The organism is Hymenobacter wooponensis (genome assembly GCF_004745865.1).
GTDB lineage: Bacteria > Bacteroidota > Bacteroidia > Cytophagales > Hymenobacteraceae > Hymenobacter > Hymenobacter wooponensis.
Genome location: NZ_SRKZ01000001.1, coordinates 1,133,773 through 1,156,219 on the forward strand (window position 1 = coordinate 1,133,773; position 22,447 = coordinate 1,156,219).

Genomic DNA, 22,447 nt, shown 5'->3' on the forward strand with positions numbered 1-22,447 from the left:
GGCATTACTTCTAGGTGCCATATTACGCTACGGCATGATGTAAGCCCATTTTGGTTGCCCTTTTTCCACTCTAGTCCCTATGAAAATCCTCCTGGTAGAAGACGAGTTAAAAGTAGTCTCGACCCTGAAAATGGGCTTTGAGGAGGATGGGCACGAGGTAGATGTAGCGTTCGACGGCAAGGTAGGCCAGCACTTGGCCCTTAGCAACCGGTACGATATCATTCTGCTTGATGTAGGCTTGCCCTACCTCAATGGGTATGAGCTGTGCCAGCTGATTCGGCAGCGCGACGCGACGGTGCCTATTTTGATGCTTACCGCCTTGGGCACCACTGATAACAAGGTGGAAGCCTTTCAGTTGGGTGCCGATGATTACGTGGTAAAGCCGTTTGCCTTCCGCGAGTTGATGGCCCGCGTGCACGCCCTTGTTAGGCGGGCCGGGCCGCGCGCTACGGATGAGTTGGTGGCCGCTGACCTAGAGCTGAATCCCCTCACGAAAGTAGTGCGGCGGGCTGGGCAACTGATTACGCTCACTGCCCGCGAATTTGCATTGCTGCACCTGTTACTTCAGCACAAAAACGAGGTCTTGTCGCGGCCAATAATTGCCGAGAAAGTCTGGACGCTCAACTTCGATACGGGCACCAACGTGGTAGATGTGTACATCAATTACCTGCGCAACAAGGTCGATAAGCCCTTTAACACCCAGCTGATCCAAACGGTGGTAGGCATGGGCTACGTGCTCCGCGACGAGCCTGGCGCATGAGCATCCGGACCCGGCTAGCCCTGCAATTTACGCTGCTGGTAGCCTTGCTCATGGCTATGGGGCTGAGCGTGATTTATTACCTGGAGAAAGAAAGCACTCAACACTTGTTTGAGCAACGGCTATTGGAACGGGCCCGCATTACAGGGGCCCTGTTTCTGGAAGCCGATGAGCAAAGTAGAGCCGCCACGGAAAAGGTGCAAAGGCGCTTTATGCAGGAGCTGCCCGAAGAACACGTGGGCATCTTTGATGCACAGGGCAATGCCCGGTTTCTAGAGCAGCCCAGTAGCTTCCCCAATGACTTGTTGCAGCAGTTGCTCCGCAAGCGACAGGTCTCGGTGATACAGAACGACCGACAAACTGTAGGCCTCTTCTACCACGACAACCAGGGCGACTTTAGAATTTTGGCATCGGCTGTCAATGTGAACGGGCTAGAACGACTGGCCTACCTGCGGCTGGTGATGTCCGGCGTGCTGGTAGTGAGCCTAGCTATGAGCTTTGTCCTAGGGCGCATCTTTGCCCAAAGTGCGCTGGAGCCGGTGCGCCACATTGTGCAGCACGCTCGCAATATTGGGGCTTCTGACCTGCACCTGCGCGTACCCGTAGGCCAAGGCCGCGACGAGCTGACGGAGCTGGCCGAAACCTTCAACCTCATGATTCAGCGCCTGGAGGCTGCTTTTCGGCAGCAGCAGAGCTTTATCTCCAATGCCTCGCACGAACTGCGCACGCCCCTCACCGCCATGATTGGGCAGATGGATATTATCCTGAACCGGCCGCGCCCCACCGAGATGTACCAAGAGGCCCTGCACTCTTCGCTGATAGAAGCGCAGAAACTCAAGGACATTGTAAACCGGCTCTTGCAGCTGGCTCAACTGGATGCCAACGAAACAACCCTGCCCGTAGGTGGCTCGCTTCGCCTGGATGAGGTACTGTATGAGGCCTGCGAAGAAATATCGGTGGTACAGCTGGACTGCAAGGTCTCGATTCAGGTGCAGCAGCTGCCTGAAGATGCAGAACGCCTCACCATTCCTGGCGACCGAAATCTGTTCCGACTTGCTCTCACTAACCTGATCAGCAACGCCTGCAAGTTTTCCAACAACTACCCCGTAGTGTGCACCCTGGCCTACGAAGCCAATCAAGTCTCTTTGTGTGTCATCGACCACGGCATTGGCATTGCACCCGAAGACTTAGCGCACGTCCGGCAGACGTTTTTCCGGGCCACCAACGCCCGGTCGTTCGGGGGGTTCGGCGTGGGCCTAGCATTAGCCGAGAAGATTATTACCCTGCACGGCGGGTACTTGGAAATTGAGTCGGAGCTGCACAAAGGCACTACCATGCGCGTGGTGTTGCCGCTAGTGGCCTAGCGCCCGAGAGCCGCAGGGGTTTAAAGACGATGGTGAGGGAGGTGCGCCCGCCAGTAAGCTGGCGAGCTTTCTAATACCGATCTAATGGACTTCTAATACCCCTGTAATTTAGCGCTTTACCAGCCCCGGTACCTTTGCATGAACATTCCGGATTACTCCGCGACTCATGCTTAGATATCTGTTTTTCAATCTGTTATTCCTTGCCTTACTGGCGGCACCTGGGCCAACCCGCGCCAAGGTTGCCCCCCCGGCGCTAGTTACGCCCGTGGGGGTGGCGCAGCCCACCGATACGCTTCGCCTGACCCTGGCGGAGGCCGAGCAACGCTTCCTGGCCACCAACTTTGAGCTGCTGGCTCAGAAGTTCAACATCACGGCGGCCCAGGCCCAAGAGGTGCAGGCGCGCCTGTTTGATAACCCCGAAATTTCTGTTGAGCGCAACGCGTACAACCCCTATAACCACCGCTTCTTCGAGACTAACGAGGACCGCAAGCAGTGGGTAGCCACTTACCAGCAGCTGATTCTGCTGGGCGGCAAGCGCCGCAAGAACGTGGAGTATCAGCGCATTGGCACCGAGATTGAGGGCCACAACTTCAACGACTTGGTGCGCACCCTGCAGTATGAGCTGCGCAGCAACTTCGTGAAGCTCCACTATGACCTGCAAACGCTGGGCGTGTACCAGCGCCAGCGCGAGGCCCTGCAGCGCACCCTCACGGTGTACCAGGCCCAGTTGGAGCGCGGCAACGTGGCCCTGAAAGAAGTGGTGCGCCTGAAAGCCGCTTTGTTTTCCTTGGAAAGCGAGCGGAAAGAGCTGGTAAATGACATCAGCGAGTACCAGGCCACCCTCAACCTGCTGCTGGGCAGCCGCCCGCCTCGCCCCATCCAGCCGGTGCTTACGGTTAATCCGGTAACCACCCTGCGCTTAGAGGCATTGCCCCTGGCCCAGGCCCTGGAAATTGCCCGTGAGAGCCGGCCCGATTTACGGGCGGCGGAGGCCACGGCCCGCCAGGAGCAGCAAAACCTACTGGTGCAAAAGTCGCTGGCCGTGCCCGACCTCACGGTGGGCGGCATTTACGACTTCAATGGGGCCGTGGGCAAGAACTACACGGGAATTACTGTGGGCATGCCGCTGCCGCTGTTCAACCGCAACCAAGGCAACATCAAGTCGGCGGAGGCTCAGATACGGGCCAGTGAGCAGGTGCTGAACCAGCGCGCTACGGAGGTGGAAACTGAGGTAGCTGAGGCCTACGCCAAAGCCGCCGAGGCCGAGCGCCTGGCCACCAGCTTCCCCAGCGAGTACTTCACCGACTTCAATAAGCTGCTGGAGGGCGTGCTCACCAGCTACCAGCGCAAAGCCATCGGCACGCTGGAGTTTCTCGACTTTTTGGAGTCTTACAAAGACAACATGGTGCAGCTCAACGATGCCCGCGCCGACCAGCTCAACGCCTTCGAAAGCCTCAATCAGCGCCTCGGCCGCCGCGTGTTTACGTGGTAAGCAGCCCCATCCGCGCCACTCAATTTTAGCTCGGCCAGGCTCAGGCCGGCCGGGCGCTCCTCCTTCACTATCCCTCAGACCTTATGTGGTTATCTGCTTCTAGCCGCCCATCTACGACTTTCACTAACCGCCCCACCAGGTGCTGGCTACCCTCCGGGCTCTGCATGCTCCTGGCGCTGGTGAGTGCTGGCCTGACGAGCTGCAGCAGCCCCGATACGAACAAGGCTGCAGCCCCGGAGCCATCCTTCGTGCTCACCGACTCCCTGCTGAACCGCTTGCAGCTCGACACGGTGCGCCGGGCCCCAATGCGGGCCGAGCTCAAGCTCACCGGCAAAGTGGCCTACGATGAAGAGCACGTCAACAAGATTTTCCCACTGGTCAGCGGCATCGTCACGAAGGTAAACGCCAGCCTAGGCCAGTATGTGAAGGCCGGGCAGGTGCTGGCCGAGCTGGAAAGCTCCGACATTGCTGGCTTCCGGAATGAGTCGACGGCGGCCCGCGCCACGCTGGCCACGGCGCAGCGGGCGTTGGCCAGCACCCAGGAGCTGTACCAGGGTGGCCTAGCCTCGGAGCGGGAGCTGGAAGAAGCCAAGCAGGAGGTGCTGAAGGCCCGCGCCGAGGTGCAACGCAACCAGGCCGTGGGCAACATCTATGGCACCCGCAGCGCCAACGGCCCGTCTCGCTACCAGGTGAAGGCGCCCGAAGCGGGCTTCGTGGTGGAGAAGGCGGTAAACCCGCGCACCCTCATCCGGCCCGACAACGACCAGACCATGTTCACTATCTCCGACCTAAAATCGGTGTGGGTGACGGCCAACGTGTTTGAGGATGACATTGCCCAGGTGCAGCCCGGCCAGCAGGCTACGGTTACTACGCTGGCCTTTCCGGGCAAGAAATACCAGGGCACCATTGATAACGCCTACAGCGCCCTCGACCCCGAAAGCAAAGTGATGAAGGTGCGCATCAGGCTGAAAAACCCCGGCAATCTGCTTAAGCCCGAGATGTTTGCCAACGTCACGCTCACTTCTCACACCGACTCCGTGATGCTGAGCGTGCCTTCGTCGGCGCTGGTGTTTGAGCGCAGCCGCAACTTCGTGCTGGTCTTCCACGACCGCAACAACATTGAAACCCGCACCGTGACGCCCACCAGCAGCGCCGACGGCGTCACGTACCTGCGCACGGGCCTGAAACCCGGCGAGCGGGTAGTCAGCAAAGACCCCTTGCTGCTCTATCACGCGCTCAACAAGTAACCCACATTAAGCCTCCGCAGGCGAGGCTTCTGCTATAAAGTCCAGGGCCAGAAGCGAGCTGCGCTCCTTTTTCAGGAGGGGTCAAAGGAGCCTTCGTGCGGCGCTGCTTCTGGTCTCTGGCACTACTCACAACCATGTTGCTGGCCTACCCCGCCCTCCTTACCCCAGGAGGGTGGCCAGCCGCTGGTTTTCCGTTACTCCCCCGCTTATGCATAAGTTGATTCAAGGTATTCTGGGCTTCTCGCTGCGCAACCGCTACTTCGTGTTTTTCTGCACGGCGCTGGTGATTGCCGCTGGCGTGTATAGCTATAAGCACACGGCCATTGACGCGTTTCCGGACGTAACCAATACCCAGGTAACCATCATTACGCAGTGGCCCGGCCGCTCCGCTGAGGAGATTGAGAAGTTCATCACGCTGCCCATTGAGGTGGCCCTGAACCCGGCCCAAAAGAAGAACACCATCCGCTCCACCACCCTTTTTGGGCTGTCGGTGGTGAAGGTGATTTTTGACGATGAGGTGGACGATGCCTACGCCCGGGTACAGATAAACAATCTGCTGCCCGGCGCCGCGCTGCCCGATGGCGTCGACCCCGAGGTGCAGCCGCCCTACGGTCCCACGGGCGAAATTTTCCGCTACACGCTCACCAGCAAAACCCGCGACGTGCGGGAGCTGAAAACCCTGCAGGACTGGGTGATTGAGCGCCGCCTGAAAGCCGTGGCCGGGGTGGCCGACGTGAACAGCTTCGGGGGCGAGGTGAAAAGCTTCGAACTGAGCATCAACCCCCGCCGCCTACAGGCCTACGACATCACGCCCCTCGACGTATACGAGGCCGTGTCGCGCTCCAACATCAACGTGGGTGGTGATGTGATTGAGAAGAACGGCGAGGCCTACGTGGTGCGCGGCATCAGTTTGCTCACCAAGCTCGACGACATCAACGACATCATCATCAAGAACATCAACGGCACGCCCCTTCTGGTGCGCAACGTGGCCGAGGTGCACGAGTCGGCGCTGCCGCGCCTAGGCCAGGTAGGCCTCGACCACAACAACGACGTGGTGGAGGGCATTGTGGTGATGCGCAAGGGCGAAAACCCCTCCGAAGTTATTGCCCGCATCAAGGCAAAAATCACGGAGCTAAACGAGAAAATTCTGCCCGGCGACGTCAAAATCAAGCTGTTCTACGATCGGGAAGTGCTCATCAACTTCGCCACCGATACCGTGATGCACAACCTGCTGGAGGGCATTTTGCTGGTGACGGTGGTGGTGTTCTTATTCATGGCCGACTGGCGCACCACGGTTACCGTGTCGGTTGTGATTCCGCTGGCTTTGCTGTTTGCCTTTATCTGCCTGCGTTTGAAGGGCATGAGTGCCAACCTGCTGAGTATGGGCGCCATTGACTTCGGTATCATCGTGGATGGGGCCGTGGTGATGGTGGAAGGCTTGTTCGTGGCCCTCGACCACAAGGCTCATAAGGTAGGCATGGAGAAATTCAACCGTCTGGCCAAGCTCGGCCTCATCAAAAAGACCGGTACTGAGATGGGCAAAACCATCTTTACGGCCAAGCTCATCATCATCACGGCCCTGCTGCCGATCTTTTCCTTTGAGAAAGTGGAAGGCAAAATGTTCTCGCCCCTGGCCTGGACGCTGGGCTTTGCCCTGCTGGGCGCGCTCATCTTCACGCTCACGCTGGTGCCCGTGCTGGCCAGCATCATGCTGAAGAAAAACGTGCGCGAGAAGCACAACTACTTCGTGGATTTCGTGACCCGCGGGGCCCTGTTCATCTTCCGGCGCGTGTACCGCAATAAGGCCATCAGTTTGCTGGTGGCGGCGGTGTGGCTGGTGGTAGGCATTGGGGCGTTCCGACTGCTGGGCTCCGAGTTTTTGCCTCAGCTGGATGAAGGCTCGCTCTACGTGCGCGCCTCCTTGCCCATGAGCATTTCGCTGGATAAGTCGGTGGCCATGAGCAACCAGATGCGGGAGTCATTGCTCTCGTTTAAGCAGGTGCAGCAGGTGATGAGCCAGACCGGCCGCCCCAACGACGGCACCGACCCCACCGGCTTCTACAACGTGGAGTTTCACGTGGATACTAAGCACACGCCTGAGATGAAGGACCCCGCCTACCGCGCCGCCCTCATCGACAGCATGCAGCAAAAGCTAAACGTGTTTCCGAGCGTGGTCTTCAACTTCTCGCAGCCCATTCAGGACAACGTGGAAGAAGCCGTATCGGGTGTGAAAGGCTCCATTGCGGTGAAGATTTTTGGCGAAGACCTGGAGTTTCTGGAGCAGAAGGCCGATGCCGTGTACAAGGAACTAAGTACCGTGGAAGGCATTGCCGACCTGGGCATTGTGCATGCCGTAGGCCAGCCTGAGCTGCGCCTTGACCTAAGCGAGCGGCGCATGGCCCGCTACGGCGTGAGCCCCGCCGACGCTAATGCGGTGGTGGAAATGGCCATCGGCGGCAAAGAAGCCACCCAATTCTACGACGGCGAGCGGCGCTTCAGCATCCGGGTGCGCTACCTGCCCGAGTTCCGCAAGAGTGAGGAGGAAATTGCGCGCCTGATGGTGCCTACTATGAACGACACCAAGATTCCGCTGCGCGAAATTGCCACCATCAGCACGCTCACCGGTCCGTCGCTCATCTTCCGCGACAACACGGAGCGTTTTATTGCCATCAAGTTCTCGGTGCGCGGCCGCGACATGGGCAGCACCATTGAGGAGGCGCAAAACAAAGTAAACCAGGCCGTGCCGCTGCCTAAGGGCTATACCTACGCCTGGGCCGGCGACTTCGAGAACCAGCAGCGGGCCACCGAGCGCCTGGCGCAGGTGGTACCCATCTCGCTGCTGCTGATCTTCTTTATCCTGTTCGTGCTGTTCGGCAATATGAAGGATGCGGGCCTGGTGCTGCTGAACGTGCCCTTTGCCATTACGGGTGGTATTGCGGCCCTGCTGCTCACGGGTACCAACTTCAGCATCTCGGCCGGCATTGGCTTCATTGCCCTATTCGGTATCTGTATTCAGGATGGGGTAATCCTGATAACCGTATTCAAGCAGAATCTGCTGAAAAAGATGCCGCTCGATGCCTCCATCTACGAGGGTGTCACCAGCCGCATCCGCCCTGTGCTCATGACGGCCATGATGGCCGCTATCGGCCTGTTCCCCGCTGCAATCAGCACCGGTATTGGCTCCCAAACCCAGAAGCCACTGGCCATTGTGGTAATTGGTGGCCTAGTGACGTCCACCATTCTTACGCTCTTCATCTTCCCGCTCATCTTCGAGCGCACCCACCGCGGCCATGACGCCACGCTCAAGAGAGTGGAGAACTAAGCTAACATCTTTCTCAAGCAGCCCGGCCGGGCAGATGCACTCGTTGTATCTGCCCAGCCGGGCTGCTTATGGGTTAAGGTTGAAAGCCCGCCAAGTGGCCTAGGCCTCTCGTTTTACTTCAAACTCCTCGTAGCCTTGTATTGGGCCGGGCTTTGCGGCCACACGCTCAACGTGGGCAGCGGGCGGGCCCTGGTGGCACCAGGCCTCTAGGGCATCCAAAGCGTCGGGGGCGCCTTCTGCTTCAATGGTCACGGTGCCGTCGGGGTTATTGCAAACGGTGCCCGATAAGCCTAGGCGGCGGGCTTCGGTGCGGGTGCTTTGGCGGTAGAAGACGCCCTGCACGCGCCCGTGCACATGAATGGTGCGGTGTTCGATGGACATGAAATAGGTAGTTTTGATTGCAGGCTTGTACGAAACAATCCGTGAAACTGGTCGTTTGGCTGCCTGCTTCCGTTCCATGCTTCCACCTTGCTCTCCCCTTGCTCATGCGCTACCTGCTCCGCAACTGCACGTTCTACACTGGCACTGCTGTCCTCACCCAACATGCCCTGCTAGTCGAGAACGGTAAAATCGGTGCCTTCCTGCCCGATGCTCCTGGCTTACCAACCGATGGGCCCGTAGTAGACGGCCGGGGCCTAAGCGTAGCGCCGGGTCTGCTTGATCTGCAGATTTACGGGGCGGCGGGGCAGCTTTTCTCGGTGGCACCTGGCCTAGAAGCCTTGGAGGCACTGGCACAGCATACCTTCCGCCACGGCACTACCGGCTTCATGGCCACCATGCCTACCAACTCCTGGCAGATGATGCGCGCAGCCTTGGAAGTGGGCCGGGAGTTTCAGCGCCAATACCCGGCGCTAGGCCTGTTGGGCATTCATCTGGAAGGGCCCTATATCAACCCCGTTAAGAAAGGCGCCCATAAGGAGGAGTTCATTCACGCGCCCACCGTAGCGGAAATAGACGAGCTGCTAAAGCTGGCCGATGGCGTATTGAAGATCATGACCCTGGCCCCTGAGGTAGCCACACCCGCCGTGGTAGCGCGGCTGCGAGAGGCTGGCGTAGTCTTATCGGCGGGGCACTCTAACGCCACGTATGCCCAGGCTGCTGCCGGTTTTCGGGAGGGCTTTACGGCCGCTACTCACCTATTCAATGCCATGTCGGCGCTGCAGGGCCGAGAGCCGGGGATGGTAGGCGCCATTTACGATGCTGCCGAGGCCCACGCCAGTATCATTGCCGATGATATTCACTGCGACTTTGCCGCCGTGCGCATCAGCCAGAAAATTCTCGGCGAGCGGTTATTCCTCATCACTGATGCCGTTACCGACAGCACCCACGGGGCCTACCGCTTCCAGTTGCGCCACGACCACTACGTGGACGAACAGGGCATCCTGGGAGGTTCAGCCTTGACCATGCCCCAAGCCGTGCGTAACTGCGTGGAGCACGTAGGCCTCTCGTTGGAGGAAAGCCTACGCATGGCCACTCTCTACCCGGCCAGGGTTATAGGTCTGGATGATCGGCTGGGCCAGTTGCGGGAAGGCTATGCCGCTGACTTCTTCTTGTTTGATGCTGACCTGCAGGTACACGCCACCGCCCGCCAAGGTGAGTTGCACTGGCACCAGGCCTAGCGGGACCCCACCCCCGGCCCCTCCCCTCCGGGAGAGGGGTGCGTTCTGGCTGCAATGAGCAACAGAGCCATTGTTCATTAACCTCGTCTGGCACCCCTCTCCCGGAGGGGAGGGGCCGGGGCCGGGGTCACACTTCAGCCATTCTTCATATAGCCTGGCAACCTTGTACCGTATATTCCCTTTCCTATGCGGTTTCTCATCTTGGCGCTGCTGCTGTTGGTTGGTCCGGCAGCGCTAGCCCAATATTCCATTCGTGCGGTAGTGCGCGACAGCCTCACCCAAGAGGTGCTGGTGGGTGTCAGTGGGGCTGTGCGCGGCACGCCCAACGGCGGTGCCACCGATGTGCAAGGTCAGCTCACGCTGGACAACATCTCGGGGCCTACTGCCGAGCTGGTGTTTAGCTACCTGGGCTACCGCGTGAAAACCATTACGGTAGCCTTACCACAAACCGGGGAGCCGCTAACCGTGCTGCTCGGGCCCGACTCCAATGCCCTGGAAGAAGTAGTGGTGACCAGCACGCGCACCAACTCCCGCATCGAGGATTTGCCCACGCGCATTGAGGTGTTGGGCGCCGAGGAGCTGGAGGAGGAAAGCGGCATTAAGCCTGGCAACGTGGCCAGCATTCTGGGCGACGTGGCCAGCATCCAGATTCAGCCAACTTCGGCCACTACCGGCAACGCCGACCTGCGCATTCAGGGCCTGCAGGGCAAGTACACCCAGATTCTGCGCGACGGGCTGCCGCTGTTTGGGGGCTACGCGGGTTCCTTCGGGATACTGCAGATTCCGCCGCTTGATTTGCGCCAGGTGGAGATAATCAAAGGAGCCAGCAGTACGCTGTATGGGGGTGGTGCCATTGCGGGCATGATCAACCTGATTTCCAAGGAGCCCCAGCTTAGCGGCCCTGAGCGCACGGTATTAGCCAACCTCAGCACCCTGCGCGAGTCCAACCTCAATGGCTTCTTCTCGGGCCGCAACGAGAGAGTGGGCTACACGCTATTTGTGGGCGGCACCCGCCAGCAAGCCGTTGATGTGAATGGGGATAGTTACTCCGATGTGCCGCGCCTGGGTAGCGTGCTCATTCACCCGCGGTTGTTCCTCTACCCCTCCCAGCAAAGCAAGCTGGTGATTGGCTACACCGGCACCTACGAGCGCCGCCGCGGTGGCGATATGCAAGTGCTACGGGAGCAGCCCGACGCCACCCACCAGTTCTTTATCAACAACGACAGCTGGCGCCACACTGCCGATGCCCGTTACGACCGCACTACCGCTGAGCGGGGCGACCAATTGGTGCTCAAAGCCAGCCTAAGCAGTTTTCAGCGCAACGCCACCACCAATACTACCGGCCTAAACGCGCGCCAGCTTTCCTACTACACCGAGGCCAGCCAGCTCCTCAAACTTTCGCACCACGATGTGGTGCTGGGCGCTAACGTCACGGGCGAGTCGTTTCGGCCGGTGCTGGTGCAAGGCCTGCAGCTCCGCGCCTACGACTACGTGACGCCCGGCGTATTTGCCCAGGACGACTGGAAGCCTACTCCTGCTTTTACCCTGCAGAGTGGCCTACGCATCGACCACCACAACCGCTATGGCACGTTTGTGCTGCCCCGGCTGAGTGCGCTGCTAAAGCTTGGGAACCACTTCTCGTCTCGCCTCGGGGGTGGCCTAGGCTATAAGGCGCCGTCCTTCTTCGTGAATGAGCTAGATGAACGTGACTTTGCCCGGGTGCTGCCCTTCACGGATGCCAACAAGGCCGAGCGCTCCACGGGTGCTAACTGGGATGTGAACTATGCGGCCGTGGCGGGCCAGGGCGAAGAAGCCTTGCACATCACCATCAACCAGTCGTTTTTCCTGACCCAGATTCAGCACCCCTTACTGCTTAACACAGATTCTAGAACGAGCTATATCACGTTTTCTAACGCTGACCAGCCTTTCCTCACCCGCGGCTTCGAGACCTACGTGCGCCTGCGCCAAAACGAAACAGAGCTTTACCTGGGCTACGTGTTTACCGATGCGCGCCGCCTCGATTTGCCTGGCCACCCGCGTCTCAGCCTCATTGCCCGCGACAAGCTGGCCAGTGTACTCTCCCGTGAGTTCAACGAGCACTGGCGGGCGGGCATCGAAGCGGCCTACACCGGCCGCCAGCACCGCGACGACGGCCCCCTGACGCCGGGCTACCTGTTTATGGCCGGCATGGTGCGCTACAGTACTGGCCCCATGAGCTTTGTACTGAACGGTGAGAACCTGCTCGACTATCGCCAAACCCGCAAGGAAACCATTTGGTCGGGCGACCGAACCAACCCCGCTTTCCGCCAGCTCTGGGCCCCCATTGAAGGCCGCGTGATTAACCTCTCAGCCACGGCCAAGTTTTAGTAGAACTCTCGAGCTTCTCCCCTACTTTTCCCTCAACAACACAGCTAGAAACTCTGTAGAGTTGTTGCTAGGATATGCCCGAAGCTCACCCCGCTCGCCCCACCCGTATTCCGCTGCTGCATCAGCGGTGGAGTGAATTACTATTCGCTCACTGGCCTACCGCCCCCGAAGTGCTGCGCCCCTACTTGCCGCCGCGCCTAGAGCTGGATTTGTTTGAGGGGCAGGCGTGGCTGGGAGTGGTACCTTTTTCTATGAGCCAGGTGCGGCCCCCAGGCCTGCCGGCGGTACCCGGTTTGCGCTCCTTGCACGAGCTGAACGTGCGCACCTATGCTCACCTTGATGGCATTCCGGGCGTGTGGTTTCTTTCCCTTGATGCCAACAGTCCGGTAGCCGTAGAGCTGGCGCGGGGGCTGTTTCATCTGCCGTATCTGCACGCCCGCATGTCGTTTATTGAGCAAGCTGATGGGCTGCACTTCCAGTCTGTTCGCACGCACCGCCGCATGCCGCCGGCCACCTTTGCAGCCTCCTGGACGCCCGGCGCTGCCTTGCCTCCCGCTCAGCCTGGCTCGCTGGAATACTTCCTTACCGAGCGCTACCACCTGTACACCTCGGGCCCCAACCTTATGCACGATATCAAAGGGACAAACCTCTGGCGCGGCACGCTCTGGCACGAGCCCTGGCCCCTGCGCCAAGCCACCCTGCACCACTGGGACTCTACCTTGGTAGAGAGCCACGGCCTGCCCACGCCAGTTGGGCCACCTCACCTATTGGCCGCCGACGGAGTTGATGTGCGAGTAATGGGCCTGAAGCGCGTATAGCAGTAGTGGTGCGGTTGTACGTGCCTTGCTTTACACTTGGGTTAAGCGCTTTAATGCAAGAGGGCTTCACTCATATTGCTCAGCACTCCAAATTGCTATTCTATTGCGCATATACCGCAAACAGGCTTACACTACGCAGACGAGGCAGACAGATAGCCTTCTTTGCAGAGTACGATTATAGACGATTTATAACTTCCTTCAAGTAAGGGCCAATAATAGTCGTTTATCAGTCCTCAAAGTGGCAGGATGTACTAGACATTCCTTGCAGTTACGGCCGTAGCCGGACTCTCAACCAGAGTAACAGACACAGCGCCAAGTATCTCCCCGCCGCGTGTGGGGTAAGCCGAACAGCAGAGCCGAGGAAGGTGCCCATCATGAGCCTGAATTTTGTATTCCAGTGAAGGAGCAGAGCCGACCAATGAGCAGGTGGTAGTCATCTCCGGTGGTTTTCTTTCTATGGGCTAGAAGAACGGACCGACGGGGGTGCCATATTTCGAGTATTTCAACTTCATACGGGCTCTCTACTTGCCGAAAGTCAGTGACCTCTGCCCACGTGAATACACGAGCCCGGCCATACAGACGGCTGACGGGGGTGCACGTAAGCTCTTTGGCGGTAACAACGACGTGTACGTGGAAGTACTTCAACAAGCCCAGTACCGGAAATAACCCAATTGTAACCACAGTAAAACACACGATAGATAGCCACGGATCGTTGATATGTAAGAGGGCCATTACAGGAAAAGCGAGCACACTTGGCGCAATCATTTGCAGTCCATAAGCGACCCGCGAGAATGCCCGAATACGGTAGGTAGTGGGTTCTAGGTCCATGTATAGGAGGCAGGTAGTAAGCGCGAAGCTATGATAAACAACCTATTCAAGTTTGGGCCACTTGTGCACAGGTGATGACGTGGTGGCACTGGCTTGAGGGGGAGCAAGCACTCCTTTCAGTGAATGTCACGAATCTGTTCAATGGCTGGTGGCCAACCAGCTTTGTAGTACTAGGTGCGTTCACTAGCCCATTTACCATTCAAGATTTCGGAAATGTCCCGCAAGCATACATTTCATACATGCTCAACGTGGTGGCTTGTCCCCATAAAGTACCACGCTGATTGCCCTACGCTAGGCAGCTCAAAACCATCACTTTTCACGCCCATAAAAGCGCTGGGCGAGGTATTCAGGGAGGGGGAGTTATTCCCACCGAAACGAAGCAGTAGGCATCTTTTACTTAAACCTGCTTTTCAGGTTAGTTTCCTCTAATAATTACTGCATATTGGCTATACTTTGTATTAGCCACCATCCTAACGGCAAGACTGTTAGAAGGAAGTAAAGCCAGAAAACATAAAAGTCCCGGTGACGAACGTATTGGCTCTCATGCGAGAGGCGGAAGAAATACTCGTGGTGCTTATTGCGGTGATACACTAGCCCATAGTTAATAATCGCCAACACTGTTAATAGGGGTATTACAAGTAATGCGTGTTCGGCTTTGCCCGTTGGAACCCTATCCCCAAAGACCATCTCACGAAAGGACACGCCGGAAATGCCTGCTACAACTAGCAGAATTTCAAGGATATTAAAGAATATAAGTAGCACCGTTACCAGACATGCCTGAAAAGCTGGGTCTGGCGACCATTTCGCGTAAAACGCGTGAATGTAGCTATTGGTGAGCAGCAGCAGTCGAAACAAATGATAGAAGATAGGGGCCGCACAAAATATAGGCCTAGTTTACAAAATAGCCCTTTGTGATGCGTTTTTAACGCTATGACTGTAACTCATTCCTCGGTAAAGTATTATACAGGGCGTAACGCTGAACGTGCCAATAACCGCACTGATTCCTAAAGCTGTCTAATAAGTCATTTTATATTTGCTGACCGCTGTATAAGCTTAGATTGGTTTTTACAGTGTGAGATGAAGTAAATCCAGGTATGCGTTGTTCACTCATCGATTTTATCAGGGACGATCTACCAGCGCACTGTTTACCAACCTGCCAGTGCCCTTCGCACACGCCGATGAAACACCGCCATTTCCTTAGGAAACAGACGAAGTGCCTCTTCCAGTCGCGCTTCACTACCAGTATCATATACCATCGCCACGGCCCTAAACTCGGAAAGCCGATATGCCAGTCCGTGGGGAGTGGGAGTTAAGTGTACTTGGTAGATCAGGCGCCAGATGTTCCAGTCGTATACAGAGTCTACGGCACCAGTTGAGGTGGGCTCATAGGTGAGTGAATCAAAATAGGCTTGGTTCGGCAGTCCTGCAAACGTGGTTAGGGCGGTAGTTCGCATCGCGAATTTGCCGGGCTTTGGCGGCGAGAGCTTCGTAGTGTACCACTGCCGCACGAGGGCCTGTTGCTGTTCCAAGGAGGGAGCCGCGATTGGCCAAGGCAACACTCCGGAAAACTCTACCCGCCCAGTAAGATCGTTTCGTGGCCACTGCTGTATTTCTTGCGCAAAGGGCTGCATGGGCAAACCGAGCAGGAAAAGCATGATATGCAGGATATACCGCGAAGAGTTCATGCGGCAAGGTACTGCCCTTACAAGAGAGTGCTTAAACAGGCCTGGCTATAGCAAAAGCTAGTTTACGGCAGCTAACGGCGTACGCAGGGGTAGGCTGCCCACGCCTACAATATGGCGCGAGGCGTTTTCCTGCACTAGCACCACGGCCTTCAGGTTGGCGGCCTTCCACTTGGGGTCGAGCGCCAGGGGCGGCGTGGCGGCGAATGTGCCATCGGGTTTAATGCTGCCCAACGGGCGCAGCTCGCGCACTACGGCAGCGTGGCGCAGCAGGCGGCCTGAGTTTTCCCCGCGCCCTACCTGCGAGGAGAGACCGGTTTCAGTGAAGGCCAGCAACACGGTGCTCGCGCCCGTACCAGCCGGTAGCTGGCCTACGCGCACGTGCAGGGCCGCACCGGCGCAGGTAAGCTCCTCTGCCGCTCGGGGAGCTTTAGCAGCCTGTTCGATGGCCGTACCCAAAGCTGATTGTCGGCTCCCGACTAGCTCAGTGCGGCCATTAACTACCGCTTGCGGTGTGTAGCTGTTGGTGTTGAACGCTGCCGCATATTGACGCTGCCGCTCCGTGAAAGCGGCCGCAGAAAATGGGTCTTTCCAACCTAGTCGGTTCCAATAGTCTACGTGCTCCCCGAGTGCCAATACTTCCACTCCCGCCACCGATTGTGCGGTTTCCAGCTGGCGGAGGGCATCGTCGGCCGCCGGGCAGCTGGAGCATCCTTCGGAGGTGAACAGCTCTACCACTACCGGCACCCGGTTACCTACCACGGGCGGCGTGGTATCAGAAGTGCTTAGCAAGCCACCTACGGCCACTAGGCCACACAGCGCAAGGACAGAACGGAACATATGAGTAGGGTAAGATGAAAGAAGGCACTACAGCATCTATTGACGAACAACCAGGCGTTACCTTACATCAGTTAAAAAATTAAGCCTGCTGGTGCTGTAAGGATGCCGGCCGCTCAGCGTCTACCTGCTTACAGCTAACCTCCTCAGTTGTTCTCTCGGTCTGGTAGCTCATCACAGCGTTGGCGCTAGGCCACCTTATCATTAAAAAACGATAATTTATCCTGACTATCAAGCGCATACCTTCACCTTTTGCTCCTTCGCCATGAAACAGCTCGTTGAGAAGCATCCGTTGGCCATTCGCTGGTTTCACTGGGTCAATTTCCCGGTTTTGGCTCTGATGATCTGGAGCGGCATCTGGATTTACTGGGCCAACGACGTGTACCGCCTGGGGTGGGGCCACACTACGCTGCTGAAGTTCTTCCCAAAGTCGTTCTACCAGGCTTTCCACATCGACCACAAGCTGGCCCAGGGCATGGCCTGGCATTTTGTGCTGATGTGGGTGTTTGCTCTCAACGGGCTGCTGTACGTGGCCTACACGCTGATTTCGGGGGAGTGGCGGGCCCTGCTCCCCTCGCGGCATTCCTTCGCCGAAGCCTGGCAGGTAGTGCGCCACGACCTGGGCCTGCGCCAGGAGCCGCTGCCGGCGCGCAAGTTCAACGGTGCCCAGCAGATTGCTTATACCGCCGTTATTCTGATGGGCGCGGGCTCTTTGTTGACTGGCCTAGCCATTTACAAACCCACCCAGCTGGCCTGGCTGACTACCGCCCTGGGCGGCTATGAGTGGGCCCGCGCCGAGCACTTTATCCTGACCATTGGGTACGTGTTGTTTTTCGTGGTGCACATTGCCCAGGTAGTTCGGGCGGGCTGGAATAACTTCCGGGCAATGTTAGCGGGGTTTGAGGTGGTAGAAGTGCCTCCGCCTGCTCCCCTTCCTGCTGCCCAGCCCGCGTCTGCTTCTTCCATTACGCCTCCTCTTTCCGCCTAACCCATGGCTGATTCTACTCCCCTTCCCTCTTCTGAAGCCCCCAACGATGCGGCTGTGGAGCGCGAGGCCACGCGCCGCTCCCGCCGCTCCTTCCTACTGCTGGCCGCTACTGGCCTAGCGGGCCTGGGCGGGTGGCGCTGGCTCGTGTCGCGCCCCACCGACGACGGGGTGCCGTGGCCCCTGCGCCGGGTGCTGGACGCCAACGGCCAGCTGGCGCAGGAATATTTCAGCAATGCCCACCTAGCCCCGGTTTTCCCGAAGGCTCAGGCCCGTGCCCCACGCGTAAACGGCGACATCGGCCTCCGCTCGGCTCTTGATGCGGCTGCCTGGCGCCTGCGGGTGCTGGGGTATGCCCCCGCTGGCCCGGCCCGTGCGCAGGAGTTTACGCTGGCTGATATTCAGGCCCTGCCACGGGTGGAAATGACCACCGAGCTGAAGTGCATTGAGGGCTGGAGCGTGGTGGTGAGCTGGGCCGGGGCGCGGCTCTCGGACTTCCTGCAGCGCTACCCGCTGGCCACCGACCCGCGCCGGAGTGGCCTAGCGCCCTACGTAAGCCTCTTCACCCCCGATGAGCAGTATTACGTGGGCCTGGATATAGAGAGTGCCTTGCACCCACAAACCCTACTCTGCTACGAGATGAATGGCCAGCCACTCACGCCCGAGCACGGGGCGCCCTTGCGGCTGGTTACGCCCCTCAAATACGGTATCAAGCACCTGAAGCGCATTGGCACCATAGCTTTCCTCCATCAGCGCCCCGCCGATTATTGGGCCGAGCAAGGCTACGACTGGCACGCCGGCCACTAAGCAGGCTCCTGTGTAGCCCACCGCTTCCCTAGGCCACTCCTCGCGCCTCAATTCTGGCATGCTTCCTTCCGTTAAGATCCCTGAGCCCCAACTCTGGCTAGAGCGATATGGCGCCGACCTTCACTGCTTTGCCTTGTCTCGGGTGCGGCGACTATGGCGAAAGAACTAGTGTTGGTGCAGGAAGACTTAATTAACTGCCACCAAGCCTGCTCTTCTGTTGCACTTGCTAACTTTCTATCCAAAGTCTCGAAAGCTGCCGTAGCTTGCCTGACATGGAGGTGTCGATACTATATGTCCTAACCTTGGTGCTACCAGCTGCGGCGGTAGTCATTGCCTTATACTTGGGTGGCTGGTGGCGGCGCTTGTATGTGGTGGCAGCGCGGCTGCTATTAGGGGCGCTTATGCTGGGAGGTGGCCTATATAAGCTCTCCGACAACCACCTGCCAGGGCTGATGGGCCCACCCATGAATCATGCTTTTCTTACTGAGCATGGTCTAGTTCTCTTTGCCCAGTTCATTGGAGTAGCTCAACTTGTAATTGGTGCCCTGCTGCTAACTGGCCGCTTTGCACTGTTGGGCGCCGTATTGCTGGTGCCCATGTGGCTGAACATTATATTCCTGACTTGGTCGCTGGGCTGGCAAGGTACTCCTTCACTTACGGGCGGCTTTCTGATCTTGACTATAGGCCTGCTACTGCACGATTTTGACCGGCTTAAATTTCTGCTTTATCCTCCGCGAAGACCCGAGGACCTTCATACATTACCTTGGCTGACCGCCGGTTCGGCTTTGGAAGGCACTTGGTGGCTGGGCCTGGGCATCCTACTTACGGGCAGCCTTTTATACCCTATTTCTCTGGCAGCAATGCTTCGAGTGATGGGAATAGGTGCGACTGTACTTCTCGGCGCTACCCTTTGGAGCTGGCGCCAGCAGCGAAACTAACCCTCCCGCTGCCGCACCGCCTCAAAAGTCAGGATTGCGGTGGCAGTGCTGACATTGAGTGAGTCGATGGCGCCGCGCATGGGAATGATGATGGTATGGTCACAGGCCGCCATAAGCTCGGGCGTGAGGCCATCGGCTTCGGTACCCATTACCAAGGCCGTGGGGCCGCGAAAGTCACAGGTGGTGTAGGCCACTGCCCGGTCGGTGAGAGCGGCGGCGTAGGTCTTGATGCCGTTTTGCCGGCACCAGGCTAGTAACTCCTCACGGGTGGTGGCAATAGTGGGCACCGTAAACGAGCACCCAATGCTGCTACGGATGGCGTTGGGGTTGAACAGGTCGGTGCGCGGGTCGCAGACGATAACGGCGGTGGCTTGGGCGGCATCGGCGGTACGCAGAATGGCGCCTAGGTTGCCGGGCTTCTCCACCGCTTCCAGCACCAGCAGTAAGGGGGCGGCAGGTAGCTTTAGTTCTGGTAGCGTTAGGTGGGGTGGCTTAGCCAGGGCCAGCACCCCATCGGAGCCTTCGCGGTAGGCCACTTTCTCAAACACGGCCTTCGACACGTCGAACCACTCCGTTTCTCTCCCAAACAAGGCGCGCAATTCTTGCTGGCGCTGCTCGCCGGCCAGCTCAGCGCAGACAAACAAGGCGGGCACCGCCACGCCAGCGCCGTGCGCAATGGTCAGCTCCCGCAGCCCCTCAATGATGGTGAGGCCCTGGGCCCGCCGCTCCGACGATTTCTGCTGGAGCTTCAGCAGGTTCTTAATGCGCGGATTCTGGGGGCTGGTAATTGCGTCGGGCATGGCAACAGCGGGGTGCAAACGAAGGAATAGGAGGTGCTTTCTGGCGTCCTCGTGAGGGATGCGCCAAGTGCACTGGCGCCGCGAAGATACGCAGGTCAACCCGCCAGTACAGCGCGCCGTTGTAGGCCACTACTGTGCTCCAGCTTGTATCATTGCAGTCGGAGCTTTTTTCACCCCACAACTGCATGCGCTTACAGCTTAACACCAAGATTATTCTGGGCTTTTCCATTGCCCTGAGCGTGCTGCTGCTGACCTCCCTCCTGGCCTGGTACAGCATTCAGCAGCTCAGCTATTACACGCAACGGGTTGAGCATACCTACCAAGTTCTGCAACGCACCTCCGACCTACGCATGCGTATGCGCGACGCGCAAAGCCAAGTGCGCGGTTATTTGCTGCTGAATGACACTACTCAGAAATCGACCTTTCAGGACGTACTTCAGCAGGCCCGCATAGATTACGACACCCTTCGCAACCTGACGCTGGACAACCCCTCGCAGCAGATGCGCCTGGATACGCTAAAGACAATTATTGCCCAGGAAACCCGGTACCTCAGCACGTTCCTGCTGGAGACGCCTTCAGTGTCGGCGGTGCAGCGCCTGGTTATCGGCGACCGGGCCATGCAGGAGAAGCTCCGGCTGTTGGTTGAGCACATGAAGGCCGAGGAGGAAGGGTTGCTACGGGAGCGTCGGCAGCGACAAGGAATGTACGAGCACACTACCCCTGCCGCCATTATTGTATCGGCGGTGCTGGCGGCCATTATTGTGCTGTGGCTCTTCAACAAGATTTACCGGGAGCTCAAGGCCAACGCCGACTTGCAGCAGCAACTCACGCAAACCAACGAGGAAGTGGCGCGCCGTATTCAGCTGATTGAAAGCCTTGCCGAACGCGTAGTGCAGGGTGACTACAAAGTCAAAATCAAGGACCGGGGCAAAGACAGCTTGGGCAACTTAGCCACCTCGCTTAACCGCATGACCCAAACCCTGGACGAGAACTTTACCATGCTGGAAACCCGCAACAAGGAGCTCGACCAGTTTGCCTACGTGGCCTCCCACGATCTAAAAGCGCCATTGCGCGGCGTGGTAACGGTGGTGAAGTGGATTGAGAGCGAGCTGACCAATGAGCTCAGCGACCAAATGCGGCAATACCTAGACATGATGAAGGGCCGGCTACATCGCCTAGAGGACCTTATCAATGGCCTACTGGCCTACGCCCGCGTGGGCCGCACCGAGCAAAAGCTAGAAGAAGTAAACGTAGGCCAGCTGGTGCGCGAAGTGCAGGAAATGGTAGTACCCGAGAGCTTCCGGGTGGAAACGGCCACTTCTCTGCCTACCCTGGTTACCGACCGCCTGAGCCTGCAGCAGGTATTTACCAACCTCATGGGCAACGCCGCCAAGTACCATCATAAGTCGGAAGGCACTATTACCATAAGCTGCCAAGAACTGAAGAACGACTACGAGTTTACCGTCCGTGACGATGGGCCCGGCATTGCGCCCCAGTTTCACGAGAAAATCTTCCTGATGTTTCAAACCCTGCGCGACCGAAATACGGCCGAAAGCACGGGCATCGGGCTAAGTATCGTCAAGAAAATTCTCGACGAACAAAAAGCCAGTATTCGGGTAGATTCCGCGGAAGGCGAGGGCACGGCCTTTATCTTTACGTGGCCGAAGCAGCCCACACCCGTGGCTCAGCCAGTGCTCTAGCCCGTACTAGCCAGGCCTTACTACTCCCCTATGCGTTCAGTACTGTTAGTCGAAGACGACTTTTTTGATACCATGACGGCCCAGAAAGCTTTCGAGCGTTTCAGCGTGCCGCATAAACTCTACACGGCTTTCAATGGCATTGAGGCCCTGGACCTGCTACTGGGCCGCAACGATGTAGAGCCTATTCGGCCGCTGCCGGAAGTGATTCTGCTGGACCTGAACATGCCCAAAATGAACGGGCACGAGTTTCTGGCCGAGCTACGCAGCATGCCCGAGTTCAGCCAGATTCCGGTGTTCATCACTACTACTTCGGGCATGGACGTTGACCGCCTCAATGCGCAGAATCTGGGCGTGAGCGGCTACATTCTTAAGCCCCTCGATTTTGAGACCAGCTCCAACATGGTAGATAGCATGAACCTGCTGGAGCAACTGCTGAAATAGCCCCAACAAAAGCCTGGTTTCCTACGACCGGCGCGGCTTCCTGCCTACAGGGAGACGCGCCGGTTTTTTGTATCCTCCTGGTTGGCTGGCCTAGGCCTGTAACCTTGGGAGCAGCTTCCGACAGCCCGCCGCTACCGCCCATAATAAGCACCGTATAGAGGGCCTCTAGGCCAGTAGCCACGGCCCCTATGCCATAGCTTGCGGGCGGCGTAAGCAGGGGCTGTATTTTTCCAAGCCGCTCAGTACACTACCCTGATTCCTTACGCGTTATGATGAGGTAGATGAATGCTCCCGCTAGTGTTGGTAGAGGCCGCTTGCAACTTTTAACCGCATGGCACGATCCTGCGACTAGTAGTGTCTCTTCAGTTGAGGTACCTTGCTCCGGCCGTACGTAAAATCTGCGTACATTTTTTAAGTTGCTAACAGCTTGCTCAAGCAGCCTC

Annotated in this window: 18 protein-coding genes; 13 read left to right on the forward strand and 5 right to left on the reverse strand. The window is 58.0% G+C overall.

All coding sequences use genetic code 11. The features are described 5' to 3' along the window. Positions 1 to 79: 79 nt before the first annotated feature. From EU557_RS04735 to EU557_RS04755, 5 genes are all read left to right on the forward strand, one after another. The gene (locus EU557_RS04735; RefSeq protein WP_135529242.1) at positions 80 to 760 is read left to right on the forward strand and encodes a response regulator; all 681 of its coding nucleotides are present in this window, start codon (positions 80 to 82) and stop codon (positions 758 to 760) included. Then, the gene (locus EU557_RS04740) at positions 757 to 2,121 is read left to right on the forward strand and encodes a sensor histidine kinase (RefSeq protein ID WP_135529243.1); all 1,365 of its coding nucleotides are present in this window, start codon (positions 757 to 759) and stop codon (positions 2,119 to 2,121) included. The genes EU557_RS04735 and EU557_RS04740 overlap by 4 nt, the downstream gene beginning before the upstream one ends. Positions 2,122 to 2,287: 166 nt before the next feature. Further along, positions 2,288 to 3,613 carry a TolC family protein gene (locus tag EU557_RS04745; protein WP_135529244.1) on the forward strand — a complete coding sequence of 442 codons (1,326 nt, stop codon included), beginning with the start codon at positions 2,288 to 2,290 and terminating at the stop codon, positions 3,611 to 3,613. A gap of 164 nt (positions 3,614 to 3,777) precedes the next feature. Then, entirely contained in the window at positions 3,778 to 4,860 is a 1,083-nt protein-coding gene (locus tag EU557_RS04750) for an efflux RND transporter periplasmic adaptor subunit (RefSeq protein ID WP_167855087.1), read from the forward strand. A gap of 208 nt (positions 4,861 to 5,068) precedes the next feature. Further along, entirely contained in the window at positions 5,069 to 8,182 is a 3,114-nt protein-coding gene (locus tag EU557_RS04755; protein ID WP_135529246.1) for an efflux RND transporter permease subunit, read from the forward strand. Positions 8,183 to 8,281: 99 nt separating this feature from the next. Here the strand turns inward: EU557_RS04755 and EU557_RS04760 are convergent, their stop codons facing one another. After that, a complete protein-coding gene (locus EU557_RS04760) occupies positions 8,282 to 8,563 on the reverse strand; it encodes an acylphosphatase (protein ID WP_135529247.1) in 282 nt (93 codons plus the stop codon). 104 nt (positions 8,564 to 8,667) lie between these two features. On the opposite strand from EU557_RS04760, the gene nagA reads away from it, so the two are divergent. The 3 genes from nagA (at position 8,668) to EU557_RS04775 (ending at position 12,986) form a co-directional block, all read left to right on the forward strand. Continuing rightward, positions 8,668 to 9,801 carry an N-acetylglucosamine-6-phosphate deacetylase gene (nagA, locus tag EU557_RS04765; protein ID WP_135529248.1) on the forward strand — a complete coding sequence of 378 codons (1,134 nt, stop codon included), beginning with the start codon at positions 8,668 to 8,670 and terminating at the stop codon, positions 9,799 to 9,801. Between the two features lie 186 nt (positions 9,802 to 9,987). Further along, complete coding sequence (locus tag EU557_RS04770) at positions 9,988 to 12,168, forward strand: TonB-dependent receptor (protein ID WP_135529249.1); 2,181 nt, start codon at positions 9,988 to 9,990, stop codon at positions 12,166 to 12,168. Positions 12,169 to 12,242: 74 nt separating this feature from the next. Then, positions 12,243 to 12,986: a YqjF family protein gene (locus EU557_RS04775; protein ID WP_135529250.1), complete on the forward strand. Its 744-nt coding sequence runs from the start codon at positions 12,243 to 12,245 to the stop codon at positions 12,984 to 12,986. 1,260 nt (positions 12,987 to 14,246) lie between these two features. Here EU557_RS04775 and EU557_RS04780 read toward each other — a convergent pair. The 3 genes from EU557_RS04780 to EU557_RS04790 form a co-directional block, all read right to left on the reverse strand. Then, positions 14,247 to 14,669, reverse strand: a complete 423-nt coding sequence (locus EU557_RS04780; protein WP_135529251.1) for a hypothetical protein — start codon at positions 14,667 to 14,669, stop codon at positions 14,247 to 14,249. Between the two features lie 290 nt (positions 14,670 to 14,959). Then, the gene (locus EU557_RS04785) at positions 14,960 to 15,469 is read right to left on the reverse strand and encodes a hypothetical protein (RefSeq protein ID WP_135529252.1); all 510 of its coding nucleotides are present in this window, start codon (positions 15,467 to 15,469) and stop codon (positions 14,960 to 14,962) included. Between the two features lie 87 nt (positions 15,470 to 15,556). Further along, positions 15,557 to 16,336, reverse strand: a complete 780-nt coding sequence (locus EU557_RS04790; RefSeq protein WP_135529253.1) for a DUF1223 domain-containing protein — start codon at positions 16,334 to 16,336, stop codon at positions 15,557 to 15,559. Positions 16,337 to 16,598: 262 nt separating this feature from the next. On the opposite strand from EU557_RS04790, the gene EU557_RS04795 reads away from it, so the two are divergent. The 3 genes from EU557_RS04795 to EU557_RS04805 all read left to right on the forward strand — a co-directional run bounded on the left by EU557_RS04795 (position 16,599) and on the right by EU557_RS04805 (position 19,063). Next, positions 16,599 to 17,321, forward strand: a complete 723-nt coding sequence (locus EU557_RS04795; protein ID WP_135529254.1) for a cytochrome b/b6 domain-containing protein — start codon at positions 16,599 to 16,601, stop codon at positions 17,319 to 17,321. Positions 17,322 to 17,324: 3 nt separating this feature from the next. Continuing rightward, positions 17,325 to 18,125 (forward strand): molybdopterin-dependent oxidoreductase, encoded by an 801-nt coding sequence (locus EU557_RS04800; RefSeq protein WP_135529255.1) that lies wholly within the window; start codon positions 17,325 to 17,327, stop codon positions 18,123 to 18,125. 305 nt (positions 18,126 to 18,430) lie between these two features. Next, positions 18,431 to 19,063 carry a DoxX family membrane protein gene (locus tag EU557_RS04805; RefSeq protein WP_245326178.1) on the forward strand — a complete coding sequence of 211 codons (633 nt, stop codon included), beginning with the start codon at positions 18,431 to 18,433 and terminating at the stop codon, positions 19,061 to 19,063. Here EU557_RS04805 and EU557_RS04810 read toward each other — a convergent pair. Next, positions 19,060 to 19,863, reverse strand: coding sequence for a TrmH family RNA methyltransferase (locus EU557_RS04810; protein ID WP_135529257.1), 804 nt, complete (start codon positions 19,861 to 19,863; stop codon positions 19,060 to 19,062). The two genes, EU557_RS04805 and EU557_RS04810, sit on opposite strands and share 4 nt — an antisense overlap. Before the next feature lie 185 nt (positions 19,864 to 20,048). Between EU557_RS04810 and EU557_RS04815 the strand changes: the two genes are divergently transcribed. Together EU557_RS04815 and EU557_RS04820 are read left to right on the forward strand one after the other, a co-directional pair. Beyond that, positions 20,049 to 21,563, forward strand: coding sequence for a sensor histidine kinase (locus tag EU557_RS04815; RefSeq protein ID WP_135529258.1), 1,515 nt, complete (start codon positions 20,049 to 20,051; stop codon positions 21,561 to 21,563). Between the two features lie 30 nt (positions 21,564 to 21,593). Next, positions 21,594 to 22,004 (forward strand): response regulator, encoded by a 411-nt coding sequence (locus EU557_RS04820; protein ID WP_135529259.1) that lies wholly within the window; start codon positions 21,594 to 21,596, stop codon positions 22,002 to 22,004. Positions 22,005 to 22,447: the final 443 nt, after the last annotated feature.